General features: G+C 57.1%; 14 protein-coding genes and 1 pseudogene. 5 read left to right on the top strand and 10 right to left on the bottom strand.

Annotation, left to right across the window (positions count from 1 at the left end; genetic code table 11):
- Window positions 1–1,206 carry an ABC transporter substrate-binding protein gene (locus M1D43_RS30885; protein WP_498814997.1) on the bottom strand — a complete coding sequence of 402 codons (1,206 nt, stop codon included), beginning with the start codon at window positions 1,204–1,206 and terminating at the stop codon, window positions 1–3.
- Window positions 1,207–1,449: 243 nt separating this feature from the next.
- On the opposite strand from M1D43_RS30885, the gene M1D43_RS30890 reads away from it, so the two are divergent.
- Window positions 1,450–2,148, top strand: a complete 699-nt coding sequence (locus tag M1D43_RS30890; protein ID WP_498814998.1) for a GntR family transcriptional regulator — start codon at window positions 1,450–1,452, stop codon at window positions 2,146–2,148.
- Between the two features lie 122 nt (window positions 2,149–2,270).
- On the opposite strand, the gene M1D43_RS30895 is transcribed toward M1D43_RS30890, so the two are convergent.
- Window positions 2,271–2,675, bottom strand: coding sequence for a DoxX family protein (locus tag M1D43_RS30895; protein WP_498814999.1), 405 nt, complete (start codon window positions 2,673–2,675; stop codon window positions 2,271–2,273).
- A gap of 897 nt (window positions 2,676–3,572) precedes the next feature.
- A complete protein-coding gene (locus M1D43_RS30900; RefSeq protein WP_498815000.1) occupies window positions 3,573–4,583 on the bottom strand; it encodes a formylglycine-generating enzyme family protein in 1,011 nt (336 codons plus the stop codon).
- A gap of 32 nt (window positions 4,584–4,615) precedes the next feature.
- Between M1D43_RS30900 and M1D43_RS30905 the strand changes: the two genes are divergently transcribed.
- Window positions 4,616–5,143 carry a MarR family winged helix-turn-helix transcriptional regulator gene (locus M1D43_RS30905; RefSeq protein ID WP_498815002.1) on the top strand — a complete coding sequence of 176 codons (528 nt, stop codon included), beginning with the start codon at window positions 4,616–4,618 and terminating at the stop codon, window positions 5,141–5,143.
- Window positions 5,144–5,342: 199 nt separating this feature from the next.
- On the opposite strand, the gene M1D43_RS30910 is transcribed toward M1D43_RS30905, so the two are convergent.
- Together M1D43_RS30910 and M1D43_RS30915 are read right to left on the bottom strand one after the other, a co-directional pair.
- Complete coding sequence (locus M1D43_RS30910) at window positions 5,343–6,197, bottom strand: 2-keto-4-pentenoate hydratase (protein WP_498815003.1); 855 nt, start codon at window positions 6,195–6,197, stop codon at window positions 5,343–5,345.
- A 109-nt stretch (window positions 6,198–6,306) separates the two neighbouring features.
- Complete coding sequence (locus tag M1D43_RS30915; protein ID WP_498815004.1) at window positions 6,307–7,338, bottom strand: ABC transporter substrate-binding protein; 1,032 nt, start codon at window positions 7,336–7,338, stop codon at window positions 6,307–6,309.
- Window positions 7,339–7,779: 441 nt separating this feature from the next.
- Between M1D43_RS30915 and M1D43_RS30920 the strand changes: the two are divergent.
- Both M1D43_RS30920 and M1D43_RS30925 read left to right on the top strand, forming a co-directional pair.
- Window positions 7,780–8,153: pseudogene (locus tag M1D43_RS30920) on the top strand (ABC transporter permease family protein); the annotation flags it as partial.
- 235 nt (window positions 8,154–8,388) lie between these two features.
- Window positions 8,389–8,520 (top strand): hypothetical protein, encoded by a 132-nt coding sequence (locus tag M1D43_RS30925; protein ID WP_498815005.1) that lies wholly within the window; start codon window positions 8,389–8,391, stop codon window positions 8,518–8,520.
- A 35-nt stretch (window positions 8,521–8,555) separates the two neighbouring features.
- Here M1D43_RS30925 and M1D43_RS30930 read toward each other — a convergent pair whose 3' ends face one another.
- The 4 genes from M1D43_RS30930 to M1D43_RS30945 all read right to left on the bottom strand — a co-directional run bounded on the left by M1D43_RS30930 (window position 8,556) and on the right by M1D43_RS30945 (window position 13,899).
- On the bottom strand, window positions 8,556–9,647 hold the full coding sequence (locus tag M1D43_RS30930) for a Gfo/Idh/MocA family protein (protein WP_498815007.1): 1,092 nt from the start codon (window positions 9,645–9,647) through the stop codon (window positions 8,556–8,558).
- A 669-nt stretch (window positions 9,648–10,316) separates the two neighbouring features.
- Window positions 10,317–11,333: an ABC transporter permease gene (locus M1D43_RS30935; RefSeq protein WP_498815009.1), complete on the bottom strand. Its 1,017-nt coding sequence runs from the start codon at window positions 11,331–11,333 to the stop codon at window positions 10,317–10,319.
- The gene (locus M1D43_RS30940) at window positions 11,330–12,886 is read right to left on the bottom strand and encodes a sugar ABC transporter ATP-binding protein (RefSeq protein WP_498815010.1); all 1,557 of its coding nucleotides are present in this window, start codon (window positions 12,884–12,886) and stop codon (window positions 11,330–11,332) included. Before M1D43_RS30940 ends, M1D43_RS30935 begins: the two co-directional genes overlap by 4 nt.
- A gap of 2 nt (window positions 12,887–12,888) precedes the next feature.
- Complete coding sequence (locus M1D43_RS30945) at window positions 12,889–13,899, bottom strand: sugar ABC transporter substrate-binding protein (protein ID WP_498815011.1); 1,011 nt, start codon at window positions 13,897–13,899, stop codon at window positions 12,889–12,891.
- 183 nt (window positions 13,900–14,082) lie between these two features.
- On the opposite strand from M1D43_RS30945, the gene M1D43_RS30950 reads away from it, so the two are divergent.
- Window positions 14,083–14,298, top strand: coding sequence for a transposase (locus tag M1D43_RS30950; RefSeq protein WP_498815013.1), 216 nt, complete (start codon window positions 14,083–14,085; stop codon window positions 14,296–14,298).
- Window positions 14,299–14,566: 268 nt separating this feature from the next.
- On the opposite strand, the gene M1D43_RS30955 is transcribed toward M1D43_RS30950, so the two are convergent.
- Window positions 14,567–15,604, bottom strand: coding sequence for an alcohol dehydrogenase catalytic domain-containing protein (locus M1D43_RS30955; RefSeq protein ID WP_498815014.1), 1,038 nt, complete (start codon window positions 15,602–15,604; stop codon window positions 14,567–14,569).
- Between the last annotated feature and the right edge of the window lie 20 nt (window positions 15,605–15,624).

The raw sequence follows: 15,624 nt of genomic DNA on the forward strand, positions 1-15,624 counted from the left end.
TCAGGCCGCCGGACCCGGATCACGAACCGCCTTGTAAGTATGGATGACCTGGTTGACCGGCCCTCCGGCGTCCTGCTTGATCTCGTTGACATAGATGTCGAGGACCGCCTGATTATTGCGGGGATCGAAGGTCATCGGCCCGAAGACGGTGTCGACGGGCTTGGAAAGCAGCCCTTCCTTGATCTTGTCCTTGTCAGCGACATCTCCCGACGCACGCTCGAGAGCGGCCTTGATAACCTGGCCAGTCACATAGCCAGCGGTACCCATCTCGCCCGGCAGATGGCCGCGCTTTGCCTTGTAGGCTTGAGAAAACGCTTTGGAGCTTTCTGCGGTCGGCGACTGGTTGCTGGTATTGATGCCGCCCAGTGCCGCATCCTTGACGGTTTCGACCACATCTTCCTGATCGAAGAGCGCTCCGCCGCCAATCAGCTTTACCTTGCCGGCGAGACGGTATTCCTTCATCTGCCGCAGGAAGCGGACTGCATCGGAGCCTGCAAAGAACGAATAGATGAATTCGGGTTGCTCGCTCGCGATAGTGGTCAGCAGCGGGCCGAAGTCTGTCGTGCCGAGCGGCGACCACAGCTGCTTGGTTATCTGCCCTCCCTGCTGCTTGTAGGTCGCGGCGAAGTCGCCAATATATTCCCGGCCGGCGGCATAGTCGGCGCCGATCGTCAGACATCCGGTCTTCGAGATGTTCTCAAACGCCCACAGCCCACCGGTATGGCCGATCATCCAGTTGGTCTTGGTCGGGCGGAAAACGAATGGGCTTGTCGCTTTGCGGGCCAGATCGTTGGCTGAACCGGCGGAGATGAAGGTCAGCGCCTTGGCCTCCGTCACGACATCACGCGCGGCGAGCGCGACGGCCGAACTGATGACGCCGCAGACGATATCGACACTGTCCTGGCCTATCAGTTTGCGGAACTTGCGCACGCCCTCGTCAGGCTTGGCCTGGTCGTCCTCAACGATCAGTTCGACGGGTCGGCCTGCGATAGCGTTGGCGTTTTCCGCCAGAAGCATTTCGATGCCCGCCCGCATGCTTTCACCGAGAGCGGCAAACGGACCGGACAGCGAGGTTACCATGCCGATCTTCAGGGGCTTGCCGGCTGACTGCGCCACTGCGGGCATTCCGACCGCGCCAGCAACCGCCAGGCCCGCACCAGTGGTTGTCAGAAAACGACGACGGGTCATCTCGAATGAATTGATCATGTTAACCTCCCTGTGCGGCTCCCTCCGCCAGTTGCAAATGAACACAACGCCCCCGCCTTGTCAAATTAATTTCGAAATTTTTATGAGCGACATCGCAAATTATCCAAAATCTGGCCGTCAAATACTACAAATCGCCCTAAAACAGGATTTAATATCGAAATTACTGAGATCAGCCACACTTCAGGGATTTGTAATTTCGATATTTTGATGCTAACTGTCGAAGACACAGCAAGAGGATTTCGTATGCAGGCGCAAGACGCGGAAAAGACCCTGGCCAGCCGGACCTACAAGAAGCTTCGCGAAGACATTGTGGGAGGCAGGCTTGCCGCCGGCAGCAAACTGAAGCTGGAGGGGCTTATGGAAGACTATGCGGTCGGCATGTCGCCGCTGCGTGAAGCGCTCACTCGCTTGATGGGTGACCTTCTCGTCGTCTCGGAGGGGCAGCGCGGTTTTTGGGTGGCGCCGCTGTCGCTCGAGGAACTAGAGGATATTACCCGCGTACGGACGCTAATCGAAACAGAGGCGATCAATGCGGCCATACGGAACGGAGATGCAGCATGGGAAAGAGCCGTCAGCGAGGCCTTCGAAGCCTTGGCGCTCGTCGAAAAAACTCTCCCCTCCTCTCCGGACGCATTGCCTCCGGAGGTTCTCGAAGTCTGGGAGGACCGAAACCGCGCATTTCACGCAGCCCTCGTTTCGGCCGCCGGGTCGCCCATCCTGATCAAGCTGCGGGAGCTCCTCTATCAGCAGTCGGAACGTTATCGTCGCGTGTCACTCAACGTTTCGCGCGGCTGGCGTAATGTCCACGAAGAGCATCTCGCCATTTTTGAGGCCGTCATAGAGCGTAATGCGTTACGTGCCTGTAGGGTAACCGAATTGCATCTTCGCCGGACCGCTGAGGAAGTCGAGAAGGCTTTCGCCGCGCTTGCACAGGATGCTTAGGCCCGACTTTTAAACGGGCCAGTCGCCGTGTTGCCGCAACACGCTTTGGCGCATCATCGAATTTTCCGGTCCCTGTAGAAGGCTCCCGCAGTAACCGGTGACGAAAACGGCGGTCATTCTCGTCAGCCAGAAGACGATGCTTTCCCGCGCTCATCCATTGAGAATGCGCCTGCACCCGCCACCGAGATGTACAGAAAGACGAAGCAGTACAAGATCGCGGCGTCACCCCGGTTGAGAATCGGAAAAAAGTCACGCGGAAAGTGGCCAATGAAGTAAGCAAAGGCCATTTGTCCAGACAGTATGAAGGCCACGATGCGTGTCTTAAAACCGACCAGAAGAAGGAGACCGCCGACGAATTCCAAGATGCCGGCTGTGAGCATCATTGGTCCCAATGTCGCGGGATTGTCTGAGGCAGGAAAGTTGAACAGCTTTTGAGTCCCATGCTCAAAGAAAATGAGCGCGGCGACTATTCGCAAGACGCCAAGCGCATAGGGTCGGTACTTTTGAGGGAAATCAGTCGTAATCATTCGTTTCTCCTGACGGTACAATCTCTTGAGCAAACGGCGACAAGCCGCCTAAGCCGCTCCGCACTCAGACTTCGACGGCGATACATGTTGATAACAATATACGTTGTGACCATATAATGGTATTGACGATTTTGTGATCCCTGTCTCCAGGCGCAGAATGCTCACTGAGGTTCGGGTGCCGATGGTGGATCTGTAGGGGCAAGCCGACGTAGGGCACATCTGCCAAGCGGAATTTTGACTGAACGTGCAACTGCCCGGAGGTGACCCGGCATGCATCGCGGTTGCGAAAGCTCACCAGAAGGCAACCGTTTGCCGCCTCGCGCTTCGATTCTGGAGACGCGATCAATCAGACTCAAATCTCTAGACCATATTGTGCGCCAACACGCGCGGGCGCCGCTCATAAAGCCTGCGGAAGCCACCCGGGGGCGGAACGATGAAGCGCAATGGCCGTCGTGAGGCATCTGGCTGATGCGTCAAAAAATCCGGATGGTAAGAACGCAGCCATGACCGCGAACACCAGTGTTATCATACCACCTTCTACTATAAAAACCGCCGCAAGCGAGTGTGGCTCTATTGTCCTTTCACGCACATATGCGGGCAAATGATCCCGTCTGCTCATCTTGATGGTCTCCGCAGTCAAGTCTTTACTGATATTAGCTTCTCAAGCGCTGTTGTCCGCCCCATCTGGAGCGAGGCGATTTACAAGTTCTCTTGGCGAGATGGCTTGGGTCACTGCGAAACAGCACCGCCACACCCTGACACAAAGGCTGCTCCGCCACCGAACGATTCATGGGCCACCAAGCTTTTCCCATGGAGAGATCGCATCACTCCAACGGTGAACACATCGACAGGATCTAGCAATCAGCGGCCGTACCCTCTGTCCGATCACGGCTGTATTTAAGAAGCACATCGGAAGCCAATATGGCGATGTCCGTCATACGGTGCCTTAGAATAGCCCTCGCGAAAGCTGACCGTCAGATTGGACGCACGACGGTCGTAGACATAGTCGCCTCCGCGTGTTGTACGCTCTCCTTCCGCAGTCACATTCTCGCGACCATCGTCATCCCGATAGGGATAGGGACGATCCAAGCTTTTGGTCCATTCGGCAAGGCTTCCGGACATGTCCAAGACACCGAATGGCGACGCGCCTGCCCTGGCAGTGCCCACGTCGGCCGTGGCGCCAGTGCGCCCACTCGCGAACGCGTGGTTCACATCGGGTTCAGCGTTCCCCCACGGGTAGGTTCGGTCATCGTTCCCACGGGCGGCTGCTTCCCACTGCACCTCAGTCGGAAGATCCGCCCCACGCCAGACGCAGTAGGCTCTAGCACCAGCCCATGTCGTCTCGGTCACCGGACGATCATTGTGACCGGAAACCGCTACGAAGCGTCCGTCCTTCAAGACGATACGCGCTTCATCATCATCCAGTTCGATGATTGGGTATCGGGAGCCCCCTAGATCGCTCAGAAGCTTGATCGCGTCCGCATCCGCGTTCTTGCGCGTAATCCCACCGGCACTGAAGCTGCCCTGGACCTTCAAGTTCAGTGCATTCAAGAACTCCGCGAATTGAGCGTTGGTAACTTCCGTCCTGTCGATCTGAAACGCAGCCAGCGCCACCTCATGACGGGGGCGCTCGCTTCTTGCCCCGTCGTCGCGGCCGATGGGATAGCTGCTGGCAGGGATCGCGATCATCCGAGCCGTCGCCCGTTGTGAAAGAGGCCCAGTGGCGGAGGTCAGTTTCGCCGCGGGCAAAGACCAGTAGGCGGGTGGCTGCTGAGCGGCAACTGAACCCGCGCCCGCGACGGTGAGAGCTGACGCGATCAGAATCGAGGCTAACCCGCGTTTTTGGCATTGAATTTTCTTGGACATCATGAACTCTTTATCGTTGAGCGCGTTATTTGTCTTCAACATTATATGTTGTGAACAACAGATGGAATTGACAATTGAGTGATGAGAAAGAGAGCGTCGGCGACTTTAAGATGCCGCAGATGATCGTGGAGGAGACTGGTCGGGTTCTGCCTGAACAGGAAGCTTATCTTTATTTGATCAGAGCTGCGGAAATCGTTAGCGGTCCGGTGGTCGATCTTTTTACCGCAAATGGAATCTCCGGAAAGCAGTACAACGCCTTGCGATCCATCCGAAGGGCGGGGAAAGGCGGCGCTACGGTCAATGAGATCAAATTGCAGATGACCGATCCTAGAGCGGACGTAACTCGATTGATTGACCGGCTCGTTCGCGATGGCCTCGTCCGCCGCAAGAGCGATCGAAGCGACAGGCGCGTGGTCCGGGTAGTGCTGTCAGAACAAGGACGGACACTGCTCACCGGTATCGATGAACCGCTACTTGCCATTCACCGATCGCAATTTGTGAGATTTGCTCCCGATGACCTGGATCGTCTCAAAGTGCTGTTGAAACAGATTATTGCCGTGGAACCTCTACCCGTCCCCGATTCAGATGGTGGCGTGGAGTAGAAGCCCTTGCGCAGGGTGGGAATTTTCGAAGATCGAACCATAGCCAAGGTGACCCCACTAATGGAATAGGCCGGCAATCGGTATTTGCCTTCAATATTTGCAACCGTCGCTCAGTGTCCCGAGGAATGTGATCTTCGATCATACGAACAACCATACGGTAAATTGCCGGCGCCATATGGCGCCGGCACTTCCTGGCAACTTATTCAAAGTTCACAGTTGCCTTCGGTTCGTTCGGCAAGCCCACGAACTTGACCGAAATCGTCGTTCCGGCAACCGGCGGAACCGGTGCATTGAAGCTTCCAAGGCTGAGGATATCGCCGGGCTTCACATCGACACCAGATGTCTTGAGCGTCTGAGCGAGCCAGAGAGCCGCGGCCGCGGGGTTGCCCAGCAGCGCATCGCCCTTGCCCCGAGCCAACTCCTTGCCGCTCTTGTCTTCGGTCGTCACGACGGTCATAGCAGCGATGGAATCCAAGAATGCCTGTGTAGGCTGGACATCAATCCGGTCACCGATAACACCACCCCGAAAAATGACATTGGTGGCAACGAGAGCCGGGCCAACCGCACCGGATTCACGCATAGCGTCCGGGAGCTCGATAAACGGCGCGAAATATTCGATGTGCTGCAGAGCTTCGAGCGGCGTCTTGGCGTTGGCGAGGCCCGCATCCTTGACGATGGCGACCATGTCCGGTTCGTAAAGGGGCTTCGCACCGAGCTTGGAGGTCACATTGTCACCGGTCTTGAACATGTTCTTGCCGAACATATAACCCCACTGAGGCGCATTCACCTTGAATCTCTCCCACATGGCGGGGTTGGTGAAAGCGGCCTTGTATCCTACGCGTTCACCAACGACCGATGGCAACAGCTTGGCGAGCTTGTCACGTGACTTGGCTGCGTCTTCGAGGCTTAGGTCATCACCCAGACCCTTGCTGACGCGGCCAGCCTTATAGTCATCGAGATAAGCGGCGATAGCGTCGTCACTCGGTGGCGCAGCGTGTGCTGCGCTGGCGCCGGCGAATACGACCGCGAGGGCCAGAAGGCTTTTCAGTTTCATGCGTTTCTCCTTGGTTGAACCGTCGCACGCAGCGAGCGGGAATGAGAGGTCTTTGATGTGTGACTGGCGCCGGCGGTAGTCGAAGCGCCTCAGGCGGCTGGGGAAGTCCCTACTTCAGCGCTTTGTCGCGAAACGATGTGTCGATGTAGACAGCTGGATCGGTCAGGTTCTTTGCCGGCTCGCCGTATTTCGAGCGAAGCGCGAGAACAGTCCGGATGCCGGCAAGATCGAGCCTGACATCCCGGTAGAAGCCGCCGCCCTTGTCGAGAAGAACGTCGTAAGCTCGGGTCGCGATCTCGGGCGACATCTGGGTATTGGCGACAAGAAGCGCCTCAACGACGAGCCGATTTGTCGGATCGTAGATGAAATCGACGCTGCGTTTGTAGGCGCGGATAAAGCCTTCAACAGCGGCTTCGTTTTCCTTCGCCCAGGAGCGACGGGCGGCGCCTACCATTCCCATATACGGCACGCCAAGCGCCGCTTCCGCGCGAATAAGCGTGTTCAGACCCCTGGCTTCGCCCTGTAGTTCGAACGGCGTCATCTGCATCGTGCCGGCATGCTCGCTATTCTTGAGCATTGCCGTAAATCGGCTGCCGACGCCGCCGGCACGCTCGAACTTGACGTCACTCTCAGCGATGTTGTTTTTGGCCAGGATCTCGCGGAGGACGAACGCGAAGCCTGTTGTCATTGCATCGACCGTCAGGGTCTTTCCGCGCAGATCCCCGATCGTCTTGTACTGGGCTTGCGACACCAGTGACAGAAACGCATTATCGGAACCCATGAACGCGAACAGATCAGGGTTCGGGCCGATTGGCGCCTCGTTCTGCCCCTCCTGGTAGGCAACAACGTTGTCGATTGCCGTCATGGCGATATCGAAATTGCCGGCTAGAAGGTTGGTGATTTGATAGACCGAATTTGGTGTGTAGGTTAGCTGGACATTCAGCTTCTCATCCGCGAAATATCCCTGCCGCTGTCCGGCCCAAATAGGAAGATTGAAGCCGCCTGCGAAACCGATCACCCGCAAGGTTTTCGTGGGGTTTGGATGGACGGTCGGAAGAGGATTCGACTGGGCGAACGCGGGTGAGACGCACGTGTAAACAAACGCGATGGCCGCCGCCACTGTTGTGATGACTAAATTCATACAGTTGTTCCTTCCCTGATTTTGCTCTTTGGCATGCCTGCATGCCCTATCAACTCGAAAGCTCAGGGAGCGTTTCGATTGCCTATGTCATAGCGATGGTGCTGTATCTCTAAGGTCGGAACCATCCATGTGATTACTGCGAAATCGCATCCACGGAGCGGCCCCCGGATGGCCATACGTAAACCAGAATCGAATATATGTTTACAACAAATACTGTTCTTAACGTGTTTGTGATTGCAGTTGATCGGTGTCGGGCGCGCCGGCGCATAAGGCGCGCGGCTGCTGCTGGAGTAACGCCTTGTCGCTTGTAGTTTTGTAGTGGCGCAGTAACGTCTACACGCCGGCGCACTGTTTGACCGGATACACCTAAGTGTATTCTCTCTAGTTAGAATTCTGGTTTCCGGCGTCGGATAACCGACATCATCAAAGGGTCCCCGCCCCTATCCGGTCATCAGGATCAGGTACCCGGCGGTGCTCTTCGGCGGGCTGATGGCCGGTCTTGCGGGCGCCTATCCAGTCGCCTATACGCCGCTTTCGGTGGAAAACATGACGGCCGGAGGTGGATTTCGCTGGCGCTGGTGGTGTTTGCAACCTGGCGGCCGCTGCGGGTGCTCATCGGCGCCTGGCTGTTTGGCGGCATGACCATCCTGCAACTTCAGGGCCAGGCGCTCGGTGTCGCGATTCCATCGGAACTCCTCTCCGCGCTTCCCTATGTCGCGACGATTGTCGTCCTTGTGATCATCTCGCAGAACCGTCAAATGCTCACGCTGCACTTTCCGGCATCATTGGCCAAGCCGTTCCGTCCCCATGCCTGACGATGGCCGCCTTTTGGCGGCCGCCGATGCATCCAGGGCAGCCGAGAATGCGACTCGACGTTTGGTGGGCGACTGCGACGAGGAATTAACGCTGGTCGAAGATTGTCTTCGGTACGTCACCGGGAATACGGTATCCCAACCGACTTGGCCGTTGTGGTATCCAGATCACAGACAGCATCGAAACACTTGTCTGCGCGATATCAGCTCCGACCGTCTCCAAAAAATCGAGAGGGTCATGGCTGCACGTGCGTTCATCCATGGTCTCGTCCCGTTTGCGTGGCGTCGCAAAGGCAAGAAGGTATGCCTATCCGGTTCCGTGCCCGCCGACATGCCGTTCATCGACCATTATACGCTGAAGACGGGTTAAGCCGGAGCTCTTAGGCGATCGTGTTCGACCGCCCCTCAAGCGACAAGCGGAACTTCGCTTCCACTCGCCTGTGACGACGCGAACAATGCTTCGAGAACAAGATTGATATTATGCGCCTGCTCAGCTGGAACGTTTGAGGGAGTTCCGAGCCGCAGTGAATTCTCAAAGGCAGCCGCCTCTCGGTCGAAATAGACTGGGTTGCCTATTTCCGCGATCTCGGGCGAATAGACCGTTTTGCGCACCGCCCACACTTCGGGGAAGCTGGTTTCGTGCCATTCCGTCCATCCTTGCGGACTACCGTTTCGGCCGGAGCAATACATCTTGTAGGACGCCGGCATTGGTCGAGAATGCATGACGCCCTCGGTGCCATAGGCCGTGATGTCCCAGCTTTCCGTCCATGGCAACGGATCCCAGGACATAAAGTCGATGGAAATCAATTTGTCATCGTAGTTCAGAATCGCACCGGCAGCGTCCTCGCGAGCATTAGCGTCCATTACGCCAGGAAATTTTGTGATCCTTGCGTTCACCGATTTTGGCATGCCGAAATGCAGGAGAAGCCGATCGATGACGTGGCAGCCAATAACATAAAACGCCCCGCCGATATCTCCAGGCTGCCGCATGTGGTCCGTAGAGGCCTCTCCATGGGAGCAGCCCGCATGGGCACGTACTTGCAACACCTTTCCAAGTTGGCCATTCTTGAGGACCTCTTGCATTTTTTCTACTGACGGAGCGTAGCGCCAGCAATAGCCAACTTGAAACAGTTGACCCGTCCGCTGAACTGCATCGACAATGCGTTTTGTATCTGCGGAGCCCCGTCCAGCTGGCTTTTCACAGAGAACGGCCTTTCCAGCCTCCAATGCTTCGATCGCCCAATCCGCCATGAGATAGCTCTTGGGATGTATCATTACGGCATGGATGTTTGGATCCGAGAGAATCTCGTCCTTGGTACGCCTGGTGAGGCCGAGGGCTTCGACAAATGGATCCAAAAGCGGGCTCTCGTCATATGCCCCCAAGAGGCGCGTGTTTGCCAAGCGCTGGAATGCCTTCACCCGACCGGACGTATGAGGGTGCGTAATACCAAGGCAAGCGATGCCCAGAGGAGCCTCGTTTCCAAGTGCGTAGTTCATTCACTTCCTCCCGAACCGTGTTAGTCGCTCGCCCCCGCGTCCGCTGCTAACGGTAGTATGTGACGACAAGAATAACGGACCTTAGACTCGGCACGGCCGCCGGTTAATCGCGGATATATGAGAAACATATTTGCGATGAACGGGAAAATCCCTTCTTTGCGCCGAGACTCTCTTGAACCTTGCTGAAGCCGTTGCAATTAACGGAATTTAAAAGGATCGCGGCAGCAAAGAGGCTCGGAACGGATTCCGCATCCCGGGCCGACGCGTGTTCAAACAAGCTGCCCAGCAATCGCTTAGGCGCGTTTTGCCATCTCATCAGCGTGCAGCGAGCGCGATGAAATCTTCGCAACCTCGTCATAGACGCGCGCCGTGTTCCAATCAGAAGGCAAACGGCGACGAAGTGGCGCGGGTCGGCCAGAGGAGATCGCCTATGTCGCGCTTTTTCTTGCCAGTGACGAATTGGGTTAGATGACGGGAGCTGAGAGTCGTAACCGATGGTGGCTGCCCGGCCCCTTAAGGGCTATCCTCGGATTTGCGCTCGCTAACGGTTAAATGTGTCATTGTCCTGTCCGCGAAGTTGCGGATACTGTCACACCGAAAATCTTCTTGGCAGAAAGAATGGCGGCTAAGAGGCCGCCATTTTCATTACTGAGCATCTGGATCCGCTGCTCAGTTGCCTTTATCGGCCCCGCTGATCTTGCTGATGTAGAGAGCGATAAGGATGATGCCGCCCGTCGTTGCGTTGATCCAATAAGCAGGGACTTGCGAGAGAACGAGAATATCCTGAATGAGGACGAGTAGCAGGACACCGCCGCATGCCCCAGCGATTGTACCTCTTCCTCCATTGAGGCTGACGCCACCCAGCACCGCAGCTGCGAACGCGTTGAAAATCAGGTTCTGACCGAGGGAAGAGGGAATGGACGCGATCCGGCCAGCCTGGAGCAGCCCTGCCAGCGCAGCAAGAATGCCTGCGACAATGAATACGCCCATAAGGACACGCTCGACAGGAATACCGGCGACGCGGGCGGCTTGCTGATTTCCGCCGACTGCATAAAGCATTCTGCCAATGCGGTGCCGAGACATGAACACAGTAAGAATGGCCAGCAAAGCTAAGGCAACGAGGAAGGATACGGGTATCCCCAGGACAGTCGAATCTCCTGGGAAAGTAAGCAGCACAGGCAGATCCGACAGTGTTTCGCCACGCGTCAACCCGAGGCTGATGCCGCGCAACAGGATCAGGGTTGCCAAAGTTGCGATGAAGGCATTGAACCGAAGGTAGATCACCAGTGCGCCATTGAATGCGCCAATTAGCGCGCCCACTGTGAAGATCACGATGAGAGCTAGGATTGGCGAGTTCGCAAGATTCAGGCCTGAGCCACCTGCTTCGAGAAGGAAATAAACGCCTACCATTGGCGCTAGGCCAAAAGTGGATTCAAGCGATAGGTCGAATTTCCCGGCAATCAGGACCAACGTCAGCCCCATGGTAAGAACACCGAGTTCGCTGGCTTGCTGCACCACGCCGTAGAAGTTGTCGTACGACAGAAAAGCGCTGTTGAGCAGCGTTCCAACGATCATAACAACAATGAGAACCGGCAGGATCGCCCATTCAGGCTGGAAAAGGTCGCTGAGCACCCGGCGCGAACGCAGGTTCGTCCCGGTGGCATTTGTTGTTTGAGTGTGGGTCATGATTCCTCCCGAGATGTATGAAAGCCTTCCATAGCGGACACGAGCTCTTCCTCGTTCATCCCGCTCTTTTCGACGACTTTCTTGCCGCGAACCCAGACCTGCACGCGATCGCAGAACGCGAGTTCTTCTGGTTCGTCACTAACAAGTATGACCGCGAGCCCCTGACGGCGACGCTGTTCGACGATGTCGAGGATCGTAGCCTTCGACGCAATGTCCACACCCGCCGTCGGATGCAATAGAATGAGCACGCTTGGGTTGGTGCTCAAGGCGGAGCCCAACAGAACTTTCTGCTGATTGCCGCCGCTCAACTCTCCGACATTCTGCCTGACTGAATGACAGACGACGCCGAGATCGGAGCGATTGTCCTCCGCAAATTTACGGCGCGCTTTGCCGTCCATCAGAAAACGTTTTGTGAACGCCCTTAGACTTGGCATGGTCATGTTGTCCTCGATGGACATCCCGCCAACCAAGCCCGTCTTGATGCGATCTTCCGGGAGAAGCGCAACGCCGCTTTTAACTGCCGTCGGTGGTTTCCACGGCTTTGAGACATTCTTTCCGTTCAAAACGATCTCACCGGACCACTTTGAATAGTGTCCCGCCAAGGCGAGGGCGATTTGACGAGTGCCTGATCCGGAGTGCCCTGCAAATCCCACGACTTCCCCTGCTTTGAGCGTCAAATCAAGAGGATCGTCGCAGGCATCGAGCTGCAAACTCGCCTTGAGCACCACGGGCGTGGACGGGGCGAGCGCTGGTCGAGAAACCTTTTCATTGGCGGTCAGTGCTTTGCCGGCACCTTCTTCGCCTACCATTGCGGACACAATCTCAGCCGTTGTGAGTTTGTGGGCATCGCCATGGAGGACATCGCGCCCGTTCCGCAACACTGTGACGGCGTCGCAGACCTTCGGTACTTCATCGAGGTGATGAGAAATGAAAAGGAACGTAATTCCCTTCGCACGCAGTTCGTTGACTCGTGCAATCAAGTGGTCGATTTCGCTCGAAATCAATTGGGCAGTCGGCTCGTCCAAAATGACAAACCTGGAGCCCTGGCTGAGGGCGCGGGCAATCTCGACCATTTGTGCTTCCCCCACCCCAAGGTCGCGCACAGGGGTGGTAGGGAGGATCGGGATGTCCCAGCTCTCGAGCGCGGCCGCCGCTTGGCGGTTGAGGCCGCGCCACGAGATCATCTGTTTGCCTTGATAACGTCCCAGGTACAGATTCTCGGCTACGGTCAGATCCGGAACGAGAGTTCGATGCTGGTAGACGCAGGCCACCGCTTCGCGCCAAGCGTTTCGATCGCTTAGAGCGGGCGGAGCCGCACCATTCAGGAGAAACGTGCCTGAATCGATTGATCTCAAACCGGTAAGGATCGATACAAGCGTGGACTTGCCAGCCCCGTTCCGACCGATCAGCGCGTGCGACTCGCCTCTCTTGATGGAAATGGACAGCCCGTTCAGAGCAATGGTCCCTCCGAAGCGCTTTACGGCGCCATCGATCGTGACGAGTTGTTCTGACGAGCTAGCCAGCATGTTCGGTACCTCAGGACGAATATTCATGACTACTTCGCGTTGCCCCAAAGGCTCGCGTCATCGACATTTTTCTTCGTCACTACGGGCGAGGCCAAATTGTCGACGAAATACTTGCCGTCCTTGACAACAGTGCTGTTGTGATCGGTCGGCCCTTCTTTCATCTCCTTGCCATCAAGAGCGGCCTGAAGGTAGATGACACCATATTTCGCGTAGTCGGTAACCGGCTGCGAAACCGTTGCATCCAAATAGCCGTCGCGGATCGCCTTCAGAGCACTCGAACCACCGTCAATCGCAACGATGGCAATGTGGCCGTCCTGACCAGCCGGTACCAAGCGGCCGCGTGACTTCAGTGCTGCAGCAACCGGATCATAGTAGAGTGTGTCGGTAGCGAGGTAAATGCCGCCGATATCGGAGTTGCCGCTCATGACTGTCGATGCGACGTTTGCAGCTTGCGGACCTTCCCAGTTTGCTGTCTGCTCGATCACCTTGGTGGTGGATATCTTCTTGAACGCCTCGTCAAAGCCGTTCTTACGGTCTCGACCGTTTGTCGTCGTCAAGCCGCCGGTGATATGCAGGACAGTTGCTTTCTTATCCGGCATCGCGGCCGCGAGCGCTTCGGCGGCACTAGCGCCCATCCCGAGATTGTCAGCGCGTACAACGGCGTAGACATCACCAGCTGCCGGCTTGTCGTCTACGATCACGACGGGAACGTTCTTGCTCTTGGCGTAGTCCAGAGCGGGTTTGATTGCCGCGCGATCGACGACGCCAGCGAGGATGACGTTTGCGCCGGCGTTGATCAGGTTGCGGAAATCGGTGACCTGCTGGCTGGCGTCGCGGTTCGCGTTGGTCGTTTGAACGACACTGCCACCGGACGACTTGGCCTGCTCGGTCGCGGCGTTCACCAGTACGGTAAAGAACGGAGTGTTAAGCGTCGGCATCGAAAGGCCTAGCTTCATCGTCTCAGCAAAGCTTGGGCTTCCGGCCAAGATGGCTGACATGCAGATGGTGGTCGCGAGAGTCCGTCTAAGGGCGTTGATCATGTTTTCCTCCTCTTCCCTTTAGACTTTTATGCCACCCCCATGAAGTGGGATAAAGACGACCGATGGGGAAACAGTTTTGCACTACGCGGGAAAACAGCGGTTTCGTTTAACCGAACCAGTCCCGTGTGCCACCGTGAGCTTTCGGTGAGCCAGCCTTGGTGACTTCCGAGGAGATTTTGACGCGTGTCGACCCTCGACGTGACTGGTCTGACGACGAGAAGCTGTCGAAAATGGAAGAGACCTGCCGTCGCAGGCGCAAAGATTGCCGACGTCGCGCGTCGGCACGATCTCAAACCTCAGCAGATTTATACGTGGCGCAAGAAGTTCGCGGCCGAACAGGCTGAGCTGGTCGTTTCGCTTCTTCCGGTGGCATTGGTCGCTCTGGAATCAAAGGACTAAGCTGAGCGACCGGTTTCGTCGGACGAGCCTGCTGCAAAACGGTCGCCTGGCATGAAAGGGCTAGTAACTCTTTCCACGCGAGTGGAATTTGGCCCAGACAGGCAGAATGATCTGGACGTCTCGCTGCTCGGCTCCCCGCCCGGAAAGTCTAAGGGCTCGCGGATCAGCACCCGTTTTGATAAGACTCATGAGCGGCCTCACCCACCGTGTGATTGCCAGGAATGGCAAGTGTGCCGCAGCGACAGCGGCACACCCGACGTCACGGCGTCTACGCGTTCAGTTGCACGAGGATCTTCATCTTGGTGCCGGCCGGATCGAGAAGAGGCCTGAATCCCTTCTCGACGATGTTATCGACGGAAATCGTTTCGTCGACCAGGCGCTCTACAGGCAGGCGCCCGCTCTCGATCATGGAATAGATCCTTGGCCACAGCGTCGTCGGATAACAAAGGGACCCCTGCACACGGATGTCGCGGGTGATGAGGTCGAACGGAGAGAACTCAACTTTCGCATTTGTGAGCCCAATAAGGACCACCGTCGCCTGCGGGCGGACCGTCTTGATGCAATCGGTTATGGCGCGAGGATTGCCTGCACACTCGATGGCGGCATCGAAGCCGAGCCCTTCGAACGTGTTGTCGCGGGCGAACTGCCCAAGCGAAATTGCGGTGGGATTCACCGTGACGACCGGAAAGCCAAGGTTCTCGATGCGCTCGCGCCGGGCGGCGTTGGGTTCGCTGACGATGATCTTGCCGGCGCCAGCGGCGTGTGCCGCCATGACCGTGAGGGCGCCGATTGGGCCGCCGCCGGTGATCAGGATCGCTCCCCCCGGCTCCAGGCCGCTTCTGTCGATAGCCGTCACCGCAACCGCAGCAGGCTCGACCATTGCACCCTGTTCGTAGCTCAGGCCGTCTGGCATCTTAACCGTGGCGTAAGCTTTCATGACCGCATAGTCGGCAAAGCCACCCCAGTTCCAGGTCAAGCCCGTGGCGGCTCCCCGCGTCCCCAGGAAGTGCAGGCCGCGCACCCCGAAATACCCGTCGGCCGGCCCCATGTGAGGCTGGATCGCAACGCGGTCGCCGGGACGCAGGTGTTTAACGTCTGCGCCGACAGCTTCAATCTCCCCGCTGAATTCATGCCCCAGTATCGCCGGGATGGAGGCCCCGGAAAAGGCGTTCGGCACGTCCGAGATGAAATGAGGGCCATCGGCGAACTCATGGAGGTCCGTGCCGCAGATGCCGCAGAATTTGTTCCTAACGAGCACTTCGTCCGGTTGCAGCGCCGTGGGCTTGTCGATGTCTTCGACGCGCACATCGCCCTTGGCATAGAAAC

The organism is Ensifer sp. R1-3, from assembly GCF_056739175.1.